Origin of the sequence: Arthrobacter sp. zg-Y916, from assembly GCF_020907385.1 — a bacterium.
In the GTDB taxonomy this organism is placed as follows: Bacteria; Actinomycetota; Actinomycetes; order Actinomycetales; family Micrococcaceae; genus Arthrobacter_B; species Arthrobacter_B caoxuetaonis.
The window spans coordinates 72,326-90,206 of record NZ_JAJJOD010000005.1; the positions used below are offsets into that span (position 1 = coordinate 72,326).

Consider the following 17,881-nt stretch of genomic DNA (forward strand, 5'->3'; position numbering starts at 1 on the left):
CTACACTCGAGGAATGGGAATTGAGCTTGGCATGCCCGCCTTCGCACCGCCGCGGCCGTTCCCCGAGCCCGGGGCCGCGCCAAACGCGGAGACTCCGGAGGGACTCGACGGCCTGGTTGACCGCTACGGCCGGCGTGCGACCGATATGCGCCTGTCCCTGACGGACAAATGCAACCTGCGCTGCACCTACTGCATGCCCGCGTCCGGACTGGACTGGCTGCCCAGGGACAAGGTGCTCACAGCCGGTGAGATCGTCCGGCTGGTGGGCATCGGCGTCAACGGACTGGGCGTCCGCGAGCTCCGGCTCACCGGCGGCGAACCGTTGGTCCGCGCCGATCTGGTGGAGATCATCGCGGGAATCCGGGCCAACCATCCCGAGCTGCCCGTCTCCCTGACAACCAACGGGCTGGGGCTGGACAAAAAGGCCGCGGCCCTCAAAGACGCAGGACTGACCCGCATCAATGTCTCCCTCGACTCGCTGCATCCCGGCACCTTCGCCCAGCTCACCCGCCGTCCGTTCCTGGACCGGGTCCTGGCGGGCGTGGAGGAAGCAGCGCGCGTCGGACTGGGATTGATCAAGATCAACGCCGTCCTGATGCGGGGCATCAACGACGCCGAGGCACCCGACCTGCTGGAATGGGCCGTGACTCACGGATTTGAACTGCGGTTCATCGAGCAGATGCCCCTGGACGCTGATCACGGCTGGACCCGCGACGGAATGATTACCGCGGCCGAGATCCGTTCCCGGCTGGAGGAACGCTTTGTCCTCACCCCCGATCCTAGGAACCGCGACGGCGCACCGGCCGAACGGTGGGAAGTACGCCGCCGCACTTCCCCCGAAGTGGTGGCCGGCGTCGTCGGGATCATTGCCTCGGTGACCGAACCGTTCTGTGCCGACTGCCGGCGCACCCGCATTACCGCCGAAGGCAAGGTGCGCAGCTGCCTGTTCTCGCATGAGGAAACCGACCTGCTTGGCCTGCTGCGCAGCACCGGGGACGACGCCGCCGTCGCACGCCGCTGGCAGGAAGCGATGTGGGGCAAGCCGAAGGCGCACGGAATGGACCATGCCGGCCTCGGCGCCCCGGACTATGTACAGCCTGAACGAACAATGAGTGCGATAGGTGGCTAAGTGCTGATCCGCTATTTTGGTGCCGCGAAAGCTGCGGCAGGGGTCGAAGAGGAAATCCTGGATGCGGGGCCGCTGCAGCTCGGTGAGCTGCTGGAGAAGCTGGCTGCGCTGCACCCGGACGCACCGGACGGAACACCCGTGCTGCAGACCGTGATCGGCCGGAGCACCTTCCTGGTCAACGAGATCGCCGCGCGGAAGCGGGACATGCTGCTGCACCATGGGGACACCGTGGACATCCTGCCCCCGTTTGCCGGCGGCTAGCAGCTCCCCCAAGAACAAACGAGAGGCCAGTTACGGCTGGTTTCAGGGCTGAAACGAGCCGTAACTGGCCTCTCGATGGAGGGGCGCGGGCTAGAAGCCGAGTTCCGCCGCGGATTCGAAGGGTCCGACGACGGTGATCGTCCGCGGTGCTGCTGCCAGTTCCGCTGCGAGCTCCTTGACCTGCTCCCCCGTGACCGCACGGATGCGGGCCAGGGAGGCTTCAATGTCGACGTACTCGCCGCGGACCAGCTCAGCGCTGCCCAGGCGGGACATCCGCGAACCGGTGTCCTCCATGCCCAGCACCAGTCCCCCGGAAATCTGGCCCACGGCACGGTCCAGTTCACCGGGTTCAACGCCGTCCGCTGCCAGGCGCTCCAGCTCCGACTGCAGCAGGTCAATGACCTGCCGGGTCTTGGCCGGCGAGCAGCCTGCGTACATGCCGAAGTAGCCGGCATCGGTGTACGACGCCGCGAAGGAGTAGGTGGAATACACCAGTCCCCTCTTTTCCCGGATTTCCTGGAACAGCCGCGAGGACATTCCTCCGCCCAGGATGGTGTTCAGCACGCTCATGGCGAACCGGCGGCTGTCCGTAGCCGTCAGCGACGGGCAGCCCAGCACAATGTTGGCCTGCTCCACCGGACGGTTGATGACCTGCACCCCGCCGCCGGCGGTGATCTCCGCCGGAACAGTCTCCCGCCGGGGAGCGGGGACAGCGCCCCGGTCGAGTTCCCAGCCGGCCCGCTTGAGGGCATCCAGTACCAGCGAGGCCACAACTTCATGTTCCAGGCCGCCGGCGGCCGTCACCACCAGGGTTTCCGGACGGTAGTGCCGGCGGTAGTGCTCCACAACGGCTTCCCGGGGAACGGCCTTGATCGCTTCCGGCGTGCCGCCGATCGGGCGGCCCAGCGGATGGTCGCCCAGTACGGCCTCGGCGAACTTCTCGTGGCAGAGATCAGCCGGGTCGTCGGCGTCCATCGCGATTTCCTCGAGGATGACGTCGCGTTCCTGCTCGAGCTCCTCCGGATCCAGCACGGCAGAGGTGACCATGTCCGCGATGACATCAATGGCCATGGGCAGGTCGGTGTCCAGGACGCGGGCGTAGTAGCAGGTGGTTTCCTTCGCCGTCGCGGCGTTGGATTCCCCTCCTACCTCGTCGAAGGCCGAGGCAATGTCCATGGCGCTGCGGCGCTCCGTGCCCTTGAACAGCAGGTGCTCAAGGAAGTGGGTGGAACCGTGCCGGCCTTCGGCTTCGTCACGCGAGCCTACGCCGACCCAGAAGCCAATCGTGGCGCTGCGCTGGCCCGGCATGGACTCGGTGAGCACGCGGACTCCGCCGGGCAGCACGGAACGGCGGACGACGGCGCCTGCCGGGTCGCCGATTTCAATGGCCGGATCGCCCGGCCTGGATGACAGTGGAAATGGGACAACCGTCCCGGAGCGGGAAAATCCCGCACCGGAACGGCTGTCCGTGATGTTTTCAGGCATTTACTCTGCTGTCTCGGCAGCCAGTTCGCCTTCGGCGTCATCTTCCGCAACAACCGGCGAGAGGGAAAGCTTTCCGCGGTCGTCGATCTTGGTGATTTCGACCTGGATCTTCTGGCCGACGGAGACAACGTCATCAACGTTGTCGACGCGCTTGCCGCCCGAGAGCTTGCGCAGCTCGGAGATGTGCAGCAGGCCGTCCTTGCCCGGGGTCAGGGAGATGAAGGCACCGAAGGTGGTGGTCTTCACGACTGTGCCCAGGTAGCGCTCGCCCAGTTCCGGAACCATCGGGTTCGCGATCGCGTTGATCGCGGCCCGGGCAGCCTCGGCGGACGTGCCGTCCGTGGCGCCGATCAGGACCGTGCCGTCATCTTCAATCGAGATGTCAGCGCCGGTGTCTTCCTGGATCTGGTTGATCATCTTGCCCTTCGGGCCAATGACCTCGCCGATCTTGTCCACGGGGATCTTGACCGAGATGATCCGCGGAGCGAACTCGGAGAGCTCATCCGGGGTATCGATCGCAGCATCCATGACGCCGAGGATGTGCAGGCGTGCTTCGCGGGCCTGCTTCAGTGCGGCGGCCAGGACCGAGGCGGGGATGCCGTCGAGCTTGGTGTCCAGCTGGATGGCCGTGACGAACTCGGAGGTACCGGCAACCTTGAAGTCCATGTCACCGAAGGCATCTTCGGCGCCGAGGATATCGGTCAGGGCTGCGTAGCGGGTTTCGCCGTCGACCTGGTCGGAAACCAGGCCCATGGCGATGCCGGCAACCGGAGCGCGCAGCGGAACACCGGCGTTGAGCATGGACAGCGTCGAGGCGCAGACCGAACCCATCGAAGTGGAGCCGTTGGAGCTCAGGGCTTCGGAGACCTGGCGGATGGCGTACGGGAATTCTTCACGCGACGGCAGCACCGGCATGAGCGCGCGCTCTGCCAGGGCGCCGTGGCCGATTTCGCGGCGCTTGGGCGAACCCACGCGGCCGGTCTCACCGGTGGAGTACGGCGGGAAGTTGTAGTTGTGCATGTAGCGCTTGCGCGTTACCGGCGACAGGGAGTCGATCTGCTGTTCCATCTTCAGCATGTTCAGCGTGGTGACGCCCAGGATCTGGGTTTCACCGCGCTCGAAGATAGCCGAACCGTGGACGCGGGGCAGAACCTCAACCTCGGCGGTGAGCTGGCGGATGTCCGTCAGGCCGCGGCCGTCGATGCGGATCTGGTCCTTGAGGATGCGCTGGCGCACAACCTGCTTGGTGACGGCACGGAACGCAGCGGAAACTTCGTTCTCGCGGCCTTCGAAGCGCTCTGCCAGGGAAGCCTTGACTTCGTCCTTGAGAGCGTCGGAGGCTGCGTCGCGCTCCTGCTTGTCAGCGATCGCGAAGATTTCAGCCAGCTTGGAAGCGGCAGCAGCCTCGACGGCTTCGTAGACGTCGTCCTGGTAGTCCAGGAACAGCGGGAACTCAACGGTCGGCTTGGCGGCGCGTGCTGCCAGGTCGGCCTGCGCGTCGCACAGTGCCTTGATGAACGGCTTGGCGGCTTCGAGGCCCTCGGCCACAACCTCTTCGGTCGGGGCGGTGGCGCCCTCTTCCTTGATCAGGTTCCAGGCGTTGTCCGTGGCTTCGGCTTCAACCATCATGATGGCGACGTCGTCACCGGCAATGCGGCCGGCAACCACCATGGAGAAGACAGCGCGCTCCAGCTCGGAGTGCTTCGGGAAGGCAACCCACTGGCCGTCGACCAGGGCAACGCGGACGCCGCCGATCGGGCCGGAGAAAGGCAGGCCCGAGAGCTGGGTGGACATGGAGGAAGCATTGATGGCCACGACGTCGTAGAGCACGTCGGGGTTGATCGCCAGCACGGTGACCACGATCTGGACCTCGTTGCGCAGGCCCTTGACGAATGCCGGGCGCAGCGGGCGGTCCATCAGGCGGCAGGCCAGGATGGCTTCGGTGGACGGGCGGCCTTCGCGGCGGAAGAACGAGCCCGGGATGCGGCCGGCGGCGTACATACGCTCTTCGACGTCCACGGTCAGCGGGAAGAAGTCAAAGCCCTCACGCGGGGACTTGCCGGCCGAGGTGGCCGAGAGAAGTGCGGTGTCTTCGTCGATGTAGACCATCGCGGCACCTGCAGCCTGGGCTGCCAGGCGGCCGGTTTCGAAGCGGATAACGCGCTTTCCGAAACGGCCGTTGTCAATTACGGCTTCTGAATACTGGATTTCGGGACCCTCCATAGAGAGTCACCTCCGTTCTCTTTGCGGAGGCACCCAGCATCGTCCCATGAACTCCTGCGGCTGCAGTGGCTCAACACCCGGTCTTCGATCGAGGTCCACGGGCCAAACTTCCCGTAAACCACTACCGAGGACCGCGAATGCTGCGATGCTGGCTGACTCCTGTATGTGTTTGTGTTTACTGCTGTACTGCGGGATCCGCGGTTGCTGCGCTCCGGGCAGGTGCGCTTCCGGTGGTTCCGGTGTCCATATCTGCCCCAGGGACGCGGCTGCGGAAAGGGCGGCCCTGCGCGTACGCAGGCACCGCCCTCAAAGCATGACTATCGACGCAGGCCGAGACGCTCGATGAGCGCACGGTAACGGGTGATGTCGGTCTCGCGCAGGTAACCCAGCATACGACGACGGCGACCAACCAGGGCCATCAGGCCGCGGCGGGTGTGGTGGTCGTGCTTGTGGGTCTTCAGGTGCTCGGTCAGGTCGGAAATACGACGGGACAGAACAGCAACCTGAACCTCGGGGGATCCGGTGTCACCTTCGGTGAGTGCGAATTCCTTGATGATCGCCTGCTTGACGGCGGGATCGAGTGCCAATGTAACTCCTACAATTTGTGCCGTGAGGCCCGAATCAGCACTTCGCTGCCGGGAACCCTGTGCCCGCTGCATGGAAGCGATGGACACAAAGAAATTCAGCCGCCACGGACCGCAGCCGAATTTTCCCTCAGTTTACCCGGCCACGGGGCCTTCTGTCGAAAGGACGTCCCTAGTCCGGGCGACGTCGAGCCGCATCTGGGCGATCAGCGCCTCCGGACCGGTGTAGGCAACCATGCCGCGCAGGCGTTCCACGAACTCCACTCCCACGCACTGGCCGTAGAGGTCGAAATCCTCAACGGCTTCCTGGGGCCGGTCGATGACATGCGCCTCGACCTGCCGGCTCACGCCGTCGAACGTCGGGTTCGAACCGACGGATATTGCTGCAGGCCACCGCGTTCCGGCGGAATCGACCAGCCAGCCGGCGTAGATGCCGTCCGCCGGAATAAGGCCTGTCGACTCGGGTGCCAGGTTGGCGGTGGGAAAACCCAGTTCGCGGCCGCGCGCCGCCCCGTGTACCACCACGCCGCGCATGCGGTGTGTCCGGCCCAGCAGCCGTGCGGCCGTCCGGACATCCCCTGCCGCCAGGGCTTCGCGGATCCAGGTTGAGGAGCAACGGCGCCCCTGCGTGTCTTCGGGACCTTCGGGAAGGGCATCGAGGTCATCGACAGCGACGACGTCGAACCCCAGTTCTGCACCCAGCTCCCGCATAGTGTCCAGGTCACCGGTGTTCCCGCGGCCGAAGCGGGCGTCGTGCCCCAGGACCACGGCAACGGCATGCAGGCCTTCGGCCAGGAACTTCCGCACGAATTCCTCGGCGGTCAGCGATGCCAGGTCAAGGTCGTAGTGCACCATCAGGAGTCCATCGAGGCCGGCTTCAGCCAGCGCCTCTGTCCGGTCAGCCGGTCCCATAATGAGCTCGGGAGCGCTTTCCGGCCGGTGGACCGCAGCCGGATGGGGGTCGAAGGACAGGGCGACGGCCGCCGCGTCATGATCGCGGGCGGCCTTCACGAGGCGGGCAAGGACGTGCTGGTGGCCCAGGTGGACGCCATCGAAGTTGCCGATCGTCACTACTGTCGGACCAAGGTCGGACGGCACCTCCGCAAGGTCATTCCAGTAATACACCCGAGCTCCTTACCAGCGACAAATGCCTGCCATGAATGCGCCTCGGGCAGCAGGTGCTGCACAGAAGGCTTCATCCATTATGGCGGAAAACAAGCATCCTTCACGCACCGGCCGGCGCGGAGCCCTCTCCGCCGGCCCGGCCCCGGTGGATCTCGCTCTTCAGTGCGCTGGTCTTGGCGATGAAGCGGTGCCAGACAAGCAGGGCCGGCGGGAAGGCCAGCTCCAGGATCATCAGGATGATCAGCGTGAAGTGCGGGGTGCCGGAAAAGGCCCAGGAAAGAACGCGTCCGATTCCGCCGAGGAAGACCATGAGGCAGACCAGCCAAAGCATGTTCGCCCACTGGAACTTGATGGCTATTGCCACGAAGGCAGCTCCGACACCGACCATCATGGCCGAAAAGAAGCGGAACTGGCTCTCCAGCGACGCGTTGACCGCTCCCCCGCTGGTCTCAGCCACTCCTGCCGTTCCGGTAACCAGGTAATAAATGCCGATTCCGGCGATCAGAACGCCGACGGCGATGACAACGGTCCGGAAAACGCCCCAGTCATCTGAGCTCTTCCAGGTCCTCGCAGCCGGCTGACGGCCTGCATCGGACGCGGCCGCTTTGCCTTTGCTTCGCCGGGAAAACCTGCCGGTACCCGGGGTGGACTGCCCGCCCGGGGTGGATTTCCGGCTGCCGCCGGTGCCGTGGGACTGCTCAGCCGGTCCCGGAGTTGGCGTTGTCATGGTTGCCCCCTGATGGGATCGCGGTTCACCGTGCCCGCGTTGAGGCGCCGGCACGGTTTTTCACATCGTCTCACGGGCCGGGGCGGACCTGCTGGTGACCCGGCAGCTAGGCGTGTTGGCGGTTCCTGTGCCGGTAAAGCCACCACAGTCCAAGAATGGGCAGCACGAGCGGCACAAATCCGTAGCCCTGGCCAAAACCGGACCAGACAGTGTCATCCGGGAGCGCGGCCGGGTCAAGCAGGCCAAGAAGTCCCACAGCAACAACTCCAGCCATCTCGATCCCGACGGCGGCGACGGAGACCTTGTAGGAGGTTTCCCCGGACCGGGCCAGTGAAAGGGTTGCGACGATGTAGACCGCTGCTGCGAAGGCGGACAGCAGGTACGCCACCGGGGCCTCGTCGAACTTGGTGGCGATCTGGAAGGCCGCCCGTGCCGATGCTGCCAGGGCGAAGACGCCATAGACGGCGACGATGAGCCGCCCCGGCCCCGTGTTGCGCGCAGCCGGCGCTGCCGGGTCTTCAGCGGGCTTGGGCTTAATCAGTTTTTTCATCCGAGCTGGACTCCATCCCAAATCTGCTCCATCCGGAACAGCATGACGAACACGGTGACTCCGACTGCTCCCAGGACCAGGTTGCTCCATCGCGACCGGTCCATCAACGACCACCAGACGGCGCCGATCGGGATGACGGCAGCCGTCAGCAGGTACCCCCAGAATTCCCATGCGGGTCCGTTCAGGGTCTCTCCGCCGGTCTGGCGGATCACGGCGGCAATCGCGTAGACAATCAGGAACAGTTCGACGGCGGCCGCGGAGAGGATCGTGAGGTCGTTGGGTCCATGACGCAGGATGGCCGCACCGACACAGAGGACCGTGGAGACCAGGCAGACAACCGTGCCGACAAGGAACAGGGGGTCGATGAGCACTTAGGCCCTCTCATTTCCAGGGGCAAAGACCAGCAGGGCCCGGGCTGTGTCGGCCTTGTCCGCCAGCAGGCCGATGAGTTCGCCGTCCGGTGCGAACGCCGCGACAGGGACAGGCTCTCCGTTACCCGCCGGGAATCCGGAAGGATCGATCCTGCGTCCATGCGAGATGTCCTCCGCTTCTCCGGCGCTGAGCTCACGCACGGGGAACAGCGCCCGGGCCGCATCATTGAGCTCAAGGAGCCGAAGGTCTTCCGCCAGCTGCTCCAGCGTGGAGGCCTGGTCAGCGGAGTAGGGGCCGACGGCGGTGCGCCGCAGCGCTGTCAGGTGCCCGCCGACGCCCAGCGCGGCACCGAGGTCACGGGCGAGGGCACGGATATAGGTTCCGGAAGAGCATTCAACGGTGACATCGACGTCGCGCAGTTTGCCGCCGTGTTCGCGCCGGATGCCGTGAATCTCGAAGCGGGAAACGGTCACCGGGCGGGCGGGGAGGTTGACCTCGCCGCCGGCGCGGACCCGCGCGTAGGAGCGTTCACCGTTGACCTTGATGGCGCTGACGCTGCTGGGAACCTGCTGGATGTCGCCGGTGAGGGCTGCGACGGCAGCCTCGATTTCTTCGTCGGTGACAGCCGCGGCAATCGTCTCTGCGGTCACTTCGCCTTCGGCGTCGTCAGTGACAGTGGACTGGCCCAGCCGAATGGTGGCTTCGTAGGTCTTGGTCGTGCCCACGATGTAGGTCAGCAGCCGGGTGGCCTTGTTGATGCCGACCACCAGGACTCCTGTAGCCATGGGGTCCAGGGTTCCGGCGTGGCCCACCTTCCGGGTGCCGGCCAGCCTGCGCAGGCGGCCCACCACGTCATGGCTGGTCCATCCCTGCGGTTTGTCCACAATTATCAGTCCTGAACGGACCTGCCCGGAATTCACGCCTTCCAGTATATGCGCCGGTCAGGGCGTGCCTGGCGCCTGCGCCCCGGCTGCGCTCCCTGCGGCCGCGCCAACACGCCGGAAGCGGCAACCGGCGGTAGCATGCGGATATGCCCCAGCTTGCCTCCCACGTGCGTACCGTCGACCCGAACCAGATCCGTGAAATCACGCAGGCTGCCTGGGCAACACCGAACTCGATTGTCCTCAGCATCGGAGAGCCGGGGTTCCCGACTCCGCCCCACATCCTTGAGGCCGCACAGCAGACCCTCGCCCGGGATGAGACCGGCTACACACCCAACGCAGGTATCGCTCCCCTGCGGACGGCCTTCGCCGAGCAGGTCGGCACACAGACGGAGACCGTGGTGGATCCGTCCCGGGTGTTCGTAACGGCCGGCGCTCAGCAGGGCCTGCACCTGGCGATGAGCCTGCTGCTCGACGCCGGAGACGAGATATTGATTCCGAATCCGGGCTACCCTACGTTCGCAATGACAGCCCGCCTGCTCCATGCCGTGCCTGTCGACTATCCGCTGCACCCGGAAAACGGCTTCCAGCCCAGGATCGAGGACATTGAGGCCAAGATCACTCCCAGCTCCCGGGTGCTGCTGCTGAATTCGCCGTCCAACCCGCTGGGCTCTGTCTTCAGTGCGGACCTCACCCGCGACCTGGTGGAACTGGCCCGGCAGAGGGATCTCTGGATTATCTCGGACGAGTGCTACGAGGCTTTCACTTACGACGTTCCCCATGTGTCCCCGCTGGCCTTTGACGGGGGCGGAGAACGGGTCGTTTCCTCCTACACCCTGTCCAAGACCTACGGCCTGACGGGTCTTCGAATCGGCGCCTTGGTGACGCCCCCGGGACTGGAAGCCCGGATGAGCACCGTCATGGAATCCATCGTTTCCTGCGTGGCTTCCCCGTCCCAGTACGCGGCCCTCGCTGCCCTGACCGGCCCGCAGGACTACGTCCGTGAGGCCGGTGCGCATTACCGCCGCAACCGGGACGCTGCGACTGCGGTACTGATCGAGAAGGGGATACCGTTCCTGCCGGCACAGGGCGCCTTCTATCTCTGGGCCGATCTTTCGCATGCTTCCAGTGGGGACATCCGTGGGTGGACCCGCAGGTTCCTGGCGGAATCCGGCGTCGCCCTGGCTCCGGGAACTGCTTTCGGATCGTTTGGCGAAGGCTGGGTCCGGATCGCCCTCTGCGGCCCGGGCGCCGACCTGGTGGAGGGCCTCGGCCGGCTCCCCGCCAGGGATTAGCCTCCGGGAGTTCCAGCCTTTTCACCGCTGAAGCACAGTTTCCTCCCAACTTCGCGTTTACACACCACCACCCCCTGCCTAGTCTGTGACTCCTTCGGCATGGGGGAACGGTTTAGGGGTTCCGCGCCGGGTGAGTCTCGCATTGAGCCACATCCCGGCAGCACCTATTCCACGGAGGAAGCCATGAAGAAACGCACACCGTCGCTGCTGTCGTTGACGGCAGCAACAGCACTGCTGGCAGGTCTGGCGGGGGCACCACCCGCCGCGGCCGGCTACCGGGGGCATCATCCTTCTCCGCAGCCCCCGGTGGCCGGCGAAGTCACCACGGTCGCCACCGGCCTCATCACCCCGCTGCGCATCGCACTGGGAAGCGGCCGGTCTGTCGACGTCGCGCAGTCCATGGCCGGGAGCGTCGTGCGCATCGGCCAGGGCGGCGGACTCACCACGCTTGACCCGGGGATCAAGGACTACGCTGCGGACGCAGTGTCACGCTCCCGCGGCACTACCTACTACACGCTGACCACCGGTGAAGGGCTTGGCGTCCCGGAAAACAACGTCGCACTGCTCCGCTCGGTGGACCGGCGGGGAAATATCCGGACCATCACCGATCTGGCGGAGTATGAACGCAGCGCCAACCCGGATCAGGTCAATACCTACGGGTTCCGGGACCTCGATGCTGAGTGCCTGGCCCAGATCGATCCGATGATTCCGAACGGCTACACAGGCGTTCAGGACTCCCATCCCTATGACACCATGCGGATCCGCGGCGGCATCCTCGTCGCCGACGCCGGAGCGAACGCGATCCTCAAGGTCTCCGAGCGCAGCGGCGAGACGTCCACTGTCGCTGTCCTCCCGCCGGCGGCGTCGCCGATCACTGCGCAGTCAGCTACCGAAAACCGGCTGCCGGCCTGCACCGTGGGCCATGAGTACTTCGCAGAACCGGTCCCTACTGACATGGCCATGGGACGCGATGGAAGGCTCTATGTGGCAACCCTTCCCGGCGGACCCGGCGGACCCGGTTCCATTTACACCGTGAACCTTCGCACAGGTGCGGTTGAACTCGCCGCCACGGGCCTGGTGACCCCCACCGGGATCGCAGTCAGCGCCCGCGGCGACATCTACGTTGCAGAACTTTTCGCGAACCGGATCTCGGTGATTCCACGCGGGACCACTACTGCCCAGCCATTCCTGGAGGTTGTTGCTCCGGCCGACGTTGAACTGCGGGGCTCGGCGCTGTACGCGAGTACAGATGCCATTCCCCCCGGGGGTTTCCCGGAGCCGGGCGAACCCACTGATCCGAATGCGCCGCCGCCAGTCTTCGACGGGAAGGTGATAAGGATCCAGCTCACCAGCGGCGGCGACCCCCGCGGGCTGGCGGAGCCGGACGGGGCACCGGCAGAGCCGAACAACGACTAGTCCTGTGCCGGGAACGCAGAAGGAGCGGCCACCGTGGCGGTGCCGCTCCTTCTGTGTGTCCTGATGCCTAGCTGCGCGCGTCCGAATCCTCGGCAGGCGCGTCCTGCAGGTCTTCTTCGTCGTCCTCTTCGTCCTTGCGGTACGGATCGGGGTCACCGGCGTACTGGGCGCCCTGCTTCAGCGCTGCCAGCTCTTCGTCGCGCTTCTTCGCTTCGCGGATCAGCTCTTCGAGGTGGCTGGCGTTGACCGGGATTTCGTCGGCAACGAACTCCAGGGTCGGCGTGAGGCGGACCGTGATGTTCTTGCCTACCTCCGCACGCAGGATCCCGCGCGCAGAGTCCAGGGCCGCCTTGGTGTCAGCCTGCTGGGCCTCATCGCCGAAGACGGTGTAGTAGACGGTAGCGTGCTGCAGGTCGTTGGTGACCCGTGCGTCGGTGATGGTCACGAATCCCAGCCGGGGATCCTTGATCCGCCGCTCGAGCGCCTGTGCAACTACCACTTTGATGCGGTCAGCGAGTTTCGCAGCGCGTGCTGGATCTGCCATTACCTCTCCTTATTAAACCGTGGGTTCGCCGGACTGCGGCCGGAAGGGACCGCCGTCGGGCGCTGGAATGCCGCAAACCGCAGGGTCTCCCCTGCGGCTTCCGGCGGAATACCGGGGCAAACTGCCCCGGGCAGGGGCCGCCGGAATCCGGCGGCCCCTGGCCGTGGGACTAGACCCGCGGCTTCTCGCGCATCTCGAAGGTCTCGATGATGTCGCCTTCCTTGACGTCGTTGAACGAGCCCAGGCCGATACCACATTCGAAGTCTGTGCGGACCTCGGTGGCGTCGTCCTTGAACCGCTTGAGCGAGTCGACGGTGAGGTTTTCACCGATGACCTTGCCGTCGCGGGTGACCCGTGCCTTGGCGTTACGGCGGATGATGCCGGAGCGCACGATCGAGCCGGCAATGTTGCCGAACTTGGAGGAGCGGAAGACTTCGCGGACCTCGGCGGTACCGAGCTGAACTTCCTCGTACTCCGGCTTGAGCATGCCCTTGAGGGCCAGCTCAATGTCATCGATTGCTGCGTAGATGACGGAGTAGAAGCGCATGTCCACGCCTTCACGCTCGGCCAGGTCGGCCACGCGCTCGGCAGGCTTGACGTTGAAGCCGATGATGATCGCGTTGTCCACGGTCGCCAGGTTGACGTCGTTCTGCGTGATGGCACCAACGCCGCGGTGGATAACGCGCAGCTGCACGCCGTCCCCGACGTCGATCTTGAGCAGGGAGTCTTCCAGGGCTTCCACAGCACCGGACACGTCGCCCTTGAGGATGAGGTTGAGGGTGTCAACCTTTCCATCGGCAACAGCCTGGTCGAAGTCCTCAAGGCTGATGCGCTTGCGGCGCTTGGCCAGGGCTGCGTTGCGGTCTGCAGCTTCACGCTTCTCGGCGATCTGGCGGGCAGTACGCTCATCGTCGGTCACGAAGAAGGTATCGCCTGCACGCGGGACGTTCGAGAGGCCCAGTACCTGGACCGGACGCGACGGTCCGGCTTCGGTGACGTTGTCGCCGTTCTCGTCGAACATGGCACGGACGCGGCCGTGGGCCGTTCCCGCCACGATCGTGTCTCCGACCTTCAGCGTTCCGGACTGGACCAGCACGGTTGCAACAGCGCCGCGGCCCTTGTCCAGGTTCGCTTCGATCGCGATGCCGCGTGCGTCCTTGTCCGGGTTGGCGCGCATGTCCAGGGCAGCGTCTGCGGTGAGCAGCACGGCCTCGAGCAGGGCGTCGATGTTCAGGTTCTGGCGTGCAGAGACCTCAACGAACATGGTGTCGCCACCGTATTCTTCCGGAACCAGGCCGTACTCGGTCAGCTGGCCGCGGACCTTCTCCGGGTTGGCGCCTTCCTTGTCGATCTTGTTCACGGCTACCACGATCGGCACGTTTGCTGCCTGTGCGTGGTTGAGGGCTTCAACGGTCTGCGGCATCACGCCGTCGTCCGCTGCCACAACCAGTACGGCAATGTCGGTGACCTTCGCACCACGGGCACGCATGGCGGTGAACGCCTCGTGGCCCGGGGTATCGATGAAGGTGATGGCCCGCTCGGTGCCCTCGTGATCGAAAGCGATCTGGTAGGCACCGATGTGCTGGGTGATGCCGCCGGCTTCGCCTTCGACAACCTTCGTGTTACGGATGGCGTCCAGCAGGCGGGTTTTACCGTGGTCAACGTGACCCATGACGGTGACTACCGGAGGACGTGCCTCGAGGTCGTCGTCGCCTTCGGCTTCCAGCTCGGCCTCGAAGTCGATATCGAAGCTGCTGAGCAGCTCGCGCTCTTCGTCTTCCGGAGAGACAACCTGGATCTTGTAACCAAGTTCCTCGCCCAGGACGCCGAACGTTTCTTCGTCGAGCGACTGCGTGGCAGTCGCCATTTCGCCGAGGTGGAACAGCACGGTAACCAGTGCTGCGGGGTTCGCCTCAATCTTGTCGGCAAAGTCCGTGATGGACGCGCCGCGGCGCAGCCGGACAACAGTGTTGCCGTCGCCGCGGGGTACCGAAACGCCACCCAGCGACGGAGCTGACATCTGCTCCAGTTCCTGCCGCTTTGCACGCTTCGACTTGCGCTGCTTGCCGCGTCCTGCGCCACCCTTGCCGAAGGCACCGGCAGTGCCGCCGCGTCCGCGGCCGCCCTTGCCGAAACCGCCGCCAACGGGAGCGCCGCCGCCTGCACCCGGCGCTCCGCCGGGTCCGCGGCGCGGTCCGCCTGCACCCGGACGGGCCGGGGCTGCGGGACGCTCGGTGCGGTTGGGCATCATGCCCGGAGTCGGACGGTTTCCGCCGGCACCGGCCGGACGCGGAGCGCCGCCGGGACGGGGAGCACCCGGACGGGGCGCGCCGCCGGGACGCGGTGCGCCCGGACGGGGACCGCCTGCACCGGCTGCCGGACGGGGACCGCCTGCGCCGGGAGCACCGGTGCGTTCGGCGTCGTCACGGCGCTGGCCCGGACGGGGCATGCCCTGGGAAGGCGCGAAGGGATTGTTGCCCGGACGCGGAGCACCGCCCTGGCCACGCTCGCCGTCGCCGCGGCCGCGGGGACGGGGCATGCCCTGGGAAGTAGCAAAGGGGTTGTTGCCCGGACGGGGTCCACCAGCTCCGGGGCGCGGGGCACCCGGACGCGGGGCGGAGGAAGATTCAGCCGGTGCTGCGGGCTTCTCTTCGGCTGCGGGAGCCGGCGAGGCAGGCTTCGCAGCAGGCGTTTCTGCAGCCGGCTTGGGGGCGGCGGGAGCGGCCGGAGCCGGAGCTGCCGGCTTTTCGGCCGCAGCGGGAGCCGCCGGCTTTTCGGCAGCGGCCGGAGCCTCAGCCTTGGGTGCCGCGGGAGCAGGCGCAGCCGGGGCTGCGGGAGCTGCCGGACGCGGCGCAGAGCCGGTCTGTGCTGCGGGCTTGGATGCTGCCGGCTTGGCAGCGGCGTCGGGGAATGCCCCGCGAAGCTTCTTAACTACGGGTGCTTCGATTGTCGAGGATGCCGACCGGACGAATTCGCCCAGTTCCTGCAGTTTTGCAACTGCATCCTTCGAGGTAATGCCGAGCTCTTTGGCGAGCTCGTGTACGCGGACCTTGGCCACATTTCTCCTGTCTCGGTCCGCACCGAGCCAGGCACGAACCGTCTATTTGCTGCGGGCTTCCGCTGCGGGTGCAGCAGGGCCCATCACAGAGCACAACAAAGTACTCATCGCTGGGTACTCATCGGGTTTCCATCAGATTTCTGACCCGCTTTCAGGTTGGACGGTTTCGAGGTAGCTCCGGGTCGGAACCAGCCTCTTGAGCTTCGAACCACTGCTCCAGCGCCGAGATATCAACCTGCGCCCGGAAGGCGCGGCCAAAGGCCCTGCGTTTTACAGCCGTTGCGAGGCATGCTGCCTCGGGATGCAACCAGGCACCCCGGCCAGACATACGGCGGCTTTCATCGACCTGGACGGCACGTGTGCCTTCCTTCGATTCAAGCGCCAGCCGCATCAAAGCAGCCTGGTCATCTTTCTTCCGGCAACCAATGCATGTCCGTTGGGGAACATGCACTGATCCTGCCGCAGGCCGCACCGATTCCTCGGGCTGCTGCGGTTGCTGGAAGGCGGACGGTGACCCGGCCATGAACATTCTACCGCTTTTCTCTTCTCATGCCCGCATCCGGTTTCCCGGGCGGGAGTATCAGGCCGACTTTGCGTCGGAGACAATGTCGATCCGCCACCCGGTGAGCTTGGCGGCGAGGCGGGCATTCTGCCCTTCCTTGCCGATAGCCAGGGACAGCTGGTAGTCCGGCACGACGACGCGGGCCGAGCGGGTGTCGGCGTCGGTGATGGTGACGGAGTTCACGCGCGACGGCGAGAGGGCGTTGGCGATGAACGTCGCCGGGTCCTCGCTGAAGTCGACGATGTCGATTTTCTCGTCGTGCAGTTCGGTCATGACGGCGCGGACACGGGAACCCATCTCACCGATGCAGGCACCCTTGGCGTTGACGCCGGCCACGTTGGCCTGGACCGCAATCTTGGTCCGGTGTCCGGCCTCACGGGCCAGGGCAACGATCTCCACCGAACCGTCGGCGATTTCCGGCACCTCGAGTTCGAACAGCTTGCGCACCAGGCCGGGGTGGGAACGCGAAAGCGTGATCGACGGGCCCTTGAAACCCCGGCGGACGTCGACGACGAACGCACGCAGGCGTGAGCCGTGCAGGTACTTCTCGCCCGGGACCTGCTCCGTGGGAGGCAGGAGCGCCTCGACCGAGCCAAGGTTGACCTGGATCATGTGGGGATTGTTGCCCTGCTGGATCTGGCCTGAGACGAGCTCGCCTTCGCGGCCCTTGAACTCACCGAGAATGTTGTCATCCTCCACGTCGCGCAGGCGCTGCAGGATGATCTGGCGCGCGGTGCTGGCCGCAATCCGGCCGAAGCCTGCGGGAGTGTCGTCGAATTCTCCCACTGCCTCGCCGTCGTCATCGACCTCCGTCGCCCAGATGGTGACGTGGCCGGACTTGCGGTCGAGTTCGGCGCGGGCGGTCTCCTGCGATCCCGTCGTCTTGTGATAGGCGACAAGCAGCGCCTGCTCAATCGTCGGAATCAGCTTGTCCAGCGGGATCTCGCGTTCCGCTTCCAGCAGCCTCAGCGCACTCATATCAATATCCATTTAGGCCTCCTCGGCTGTGCTTTCAAATTCATCGGCGTCTTCGCCTGCCGGTTCATCCTCGAGATGGGCGAATTCGATTTCGACCCTCCCCTTGGCGATGTCGCTAAAGGCCAGGTGCGTCTTCTCGCCCTGTTTGGCTTTCATGCCCTTCTTCACGGGCAGTTCCGGAATCAGGGTGATGCCCTCGGCATCGGTCTCCACCAGGCGGCCCGTCACGGCATCGCCGCGCAGCGGGAATACGGTCACCATCCGGCCGGTGTTCCTCCGCCAGTGCCGGGGCTCGGTCAGCGGACGCGAGACTCCCGGGGAAGAAACTTCCAGGCTGTACGGACGTCCGTCGTCGTTCGGGTCCTCATCCATGGCATCCGAGAGGACGCGGGAAATGTCCGCAATGCGGTCGAGGCTGACCCCTCCGGTTTCCGTTTCGGGAAGGTCCACGATGACATGGACGGTACGGTGGGCGCCGGCCAGCCTAATCTCGATTTCCTCAAGGAAGAGTCCCTCGGAGGCGACAGTGGGAGCAAGGTATGCGGTGAGCCGCTGCGTCTCTGCCGCGATCTCTGCACGCTGTGCGTTCTTGCGGTAGTCCGACGACGTGTCTTTTTTGGGGCTGGTCCGACCCGCCATTACTGCCTCCCACTAGATGTTGTTGTAGCTCCTAGCCTACCGACTTTCCCAA

17 protein-coding genes are annotated in these 17,881 nt (G+C 65.6%); 4 read left to right on the forward strand and 13 right to left on the reverse strand.

Annotation, left to right across the window (positions count from 1 at the left end; all coding sequences use genetic code 11):
- Positions 1–13 precede the first annotated feature (13 nt).
- A complete protein-coding gene (gene moaA / locus LOC59_RS09870; RefSeq protein ID WP_227917361.1) occupies positions 14–1,129 on the forward strand; it encodes a GTP 3',8-cyclase MoaA in 1,116 nt (371 codons plus the stop codon).
- Positions 1,130–1,390 carry a MoaD/ThiS family protein gene (locus LOC59_RS09875; protein ID WP_229971724.1) on the forward strand — a complete coding sequence of 87 codons (261 nt, stop codon included), beginning with the start codon at positions 1,130–1,132 and terminating at the stop codon, positions 1,388–1,390.
- A 90-nt stretch (positions 1,391–1,480) separates the two neighbouring features.
- Here the strand turns inward: LOC59_RS09875 and LOC59_RS09880 are convergent, their stop codons facing one another.
- The 8 genes from LOC59_RS09880 to truB all read right to left on the reverse strand — a co-directional run bounded on the left by LOC59_RS09880 (position 1,481) and on the right by truB (position 9,376).
- Positions 1,481–2,875, reverse strand: coding sequence for a M16 family metallopeptidase (locus LOC59_RS09880; protein ID WP_229971726.1), 1,395 nt, complete (start codon positions 2,873–2,875; stop codon positions 1,481–1,483).
- Positions 2,876–5,098 carry a polyribonucleotide nucleotidyltransferase gene (locus LOC59_RS09885; protein WP_227894812.1) on the reverse strand — a complete coding sequence of 741 codons (2,223 nt, stop codon included), beginning with the start codon at positions 5,096–5,098 and terminating at the stop codon, positions 2,876–2,878. It lies immediately after the preceding gene.
- 317 nt (positions 5,099–5,415) lie between these two features.
- The gene (gene rpsO, locus LOC59_RS09890) at positions 5,416–5,685 is read right to left on the reverse strand and encodes a 30S ribosomal protein S15 (RefSeq protein WP_055240444.1); all 270 of its coding nucleotides are present in this window, start codon (positions 5,683–5,685) and stop codon (positions 5,416–5,418) included.
- A 132-nt stretch (positions 5,686–5,817) separates the two neighbouring features.
- Complete coding sequence (locus LOC59_RS09895; protein ID WP_227894813.1) at positions 5,818–6,807, reverse strand: bifunctional riboflavin kinase/FAD synthetase; 990 nt, start codon at positions 6,805–6,807, stop codon at positions 5,818–5,820.
- A 100-nt stretch (positions 6,808–6,907) separates the two neighbouring features.
- The gene (locus LOC59_RS09900) at positions 6,908–7,534 is read right to left on the reverse strand and encodes a DUF4345 domain-containing protein (protein ID WP_227894814.1); all 627 of its coding nucleotides are present in this window, start codon (positions 7,532–7,534) and stop codon (positions 6,908–6,910) included.
- A gap of 106 nt (positions 7,535–7,640) precedes the next feature.
- Positions 7,641–8,084 carry a hypothetical protein gene (locus LOC59_RS09905; protein WP_229971728.1) on the reverse strand — a complete coding sequence of 148 codons (444 nt, stop codon included), beginning with the start codon at positions 8,082–8,084 and terminating at the stop codon, positions 7,641–7,643.
- Complete coding sequence (locus LOC59_RS09910) at positions 8,081–8,455, reverse strand: hypothetical protein (RefSeq protein WP_227894816.1); 375 nt, start codon at positions 8,453–8,455, stop codon at positions 8,081–8,083. Before LOC59_RS09910 ends, LOC59_RS09905 begins: the two co-directional genes overlap by 4 nt.
- Positions 8,456–9,376 carry a tRNA pseudouridine(55) synthase TruB gene (truB, locus tag LOC59_RS09915; RefSeq protein WP_227894817.1) on the reverse strand — a complete coding sequence of 307 codons (921 nt, stop codon included), beginning with the start codon at positions 9,374–9,376 and terminating at the stop codon, positions 8,456–8,458.
- 110 nt (positions 9,377–9,486) lie between these two features.
- Between truB and LOC59_RS09920 the strand changes: the two genes are divergently transcribed.
- Together LOC59_RS09920 and LOC59_RS09925 are read left to right on the forward strand one after the other, a co-directional pair.
- Positions 9,487–10,632: a pyridoxal phosphate-dependent aminotransferase gene (locus LOC59_RS09920; protein ID WP_229971730.1), complete on the forward strand. Its 1,146-nt coding sequence runs from the start codon at positions 9,487–9,489 to the stop codon at positions 10,630–10,632.
- 183 nt (positions 10,633–10,815) lie between these two features.
- Positions 10,816–12,048 carry a ScyD/ScyE family protein gene (locus LOC59_RS09925; RefSeq protein ID WP_229971732.1) on the forward strand — a complete coding sequence of 411 codons (1,233 nt, stop codon included), beginning with the start codon at positions 10,816–10,818 and terminating at the stop codon, positions 12,046–12,048.
- A gap of 67 nt (positions 12,049–12,115) precedes the next feature.
- On the opposite strand, the gene rbfA is transcribed toward LOC59_RS09925, so the two are convergent.
- The 5 genes from rbfA to rimP all read right to left on the reverse strand — a co-directional run bounded on the left by rbfA (position 12,116) and on the right by rimP (position 17,829).
- Positions 12,116–12,592 carry a 30S ribosome-binding factor RbfA gene (gene rbfA / locus LOC59_RS09930; RefSeq protein WP_227894820.1) on the reverse strand — a complete coding sequence of 159 codons (477 nt, stop codon included), beginning with the start codon at positions 12,590–12,592 and terminating at the stop codon, positions 12,116–12,118.
- Between the two features lie 169 nt (positions 12,593–12,761).
- Positions 12,762–15,650 carry a translation initiation factor IF-2 gene (gene infB / locus LOC59_RS09935; RefSeq protein WP_229971734.1) on the reverse strand — a complete coding sequence of 963 codons (2,889 nt, stop codon included), beginning with the start codon at positions 15,648–15,650 and terminating at the stop codon, positions 12,762–12,764.
- Positions 15,651–15,801: 151 nt separating this feature from the next.
- Positions 15,802–16,179 carry a YlxR family protein gene (locus LOC59_RS16770; RefSeq protein ID WP_331460437.1) on the reverse strand — a complete coding sequence of 126 codons (378 nt, stop codon included), beginning with the start codon at positions 16,177–16,179 and terminating at the stop codon, positions 15,802–15,804.
- A gap of 51 nt (positions 16,180–16,230) precedes the next feature.
- Positions 16,231–17,202 (reverse strand): transcription termination factor NusA, encoded by a 972-nt coding sequence (nusA, locus tag LOC59_RS09945; RefSeq protein ID WP_227894823.1) that lies wholly within the window; start codon positions 17,200–17,202, stop codon positions 16,231–16,233.
- Entirely contained in the window at positions 17,203–17,829 is a 627-nt protein-coding gene (gene rimP, locus LOC59_RS09950) for a ribosome maturation factor RimP (protein WP_227894824.1), read from the reverse strand.
- Positions 17,830–17,881 lie beyond the last annotated feature (52 nt).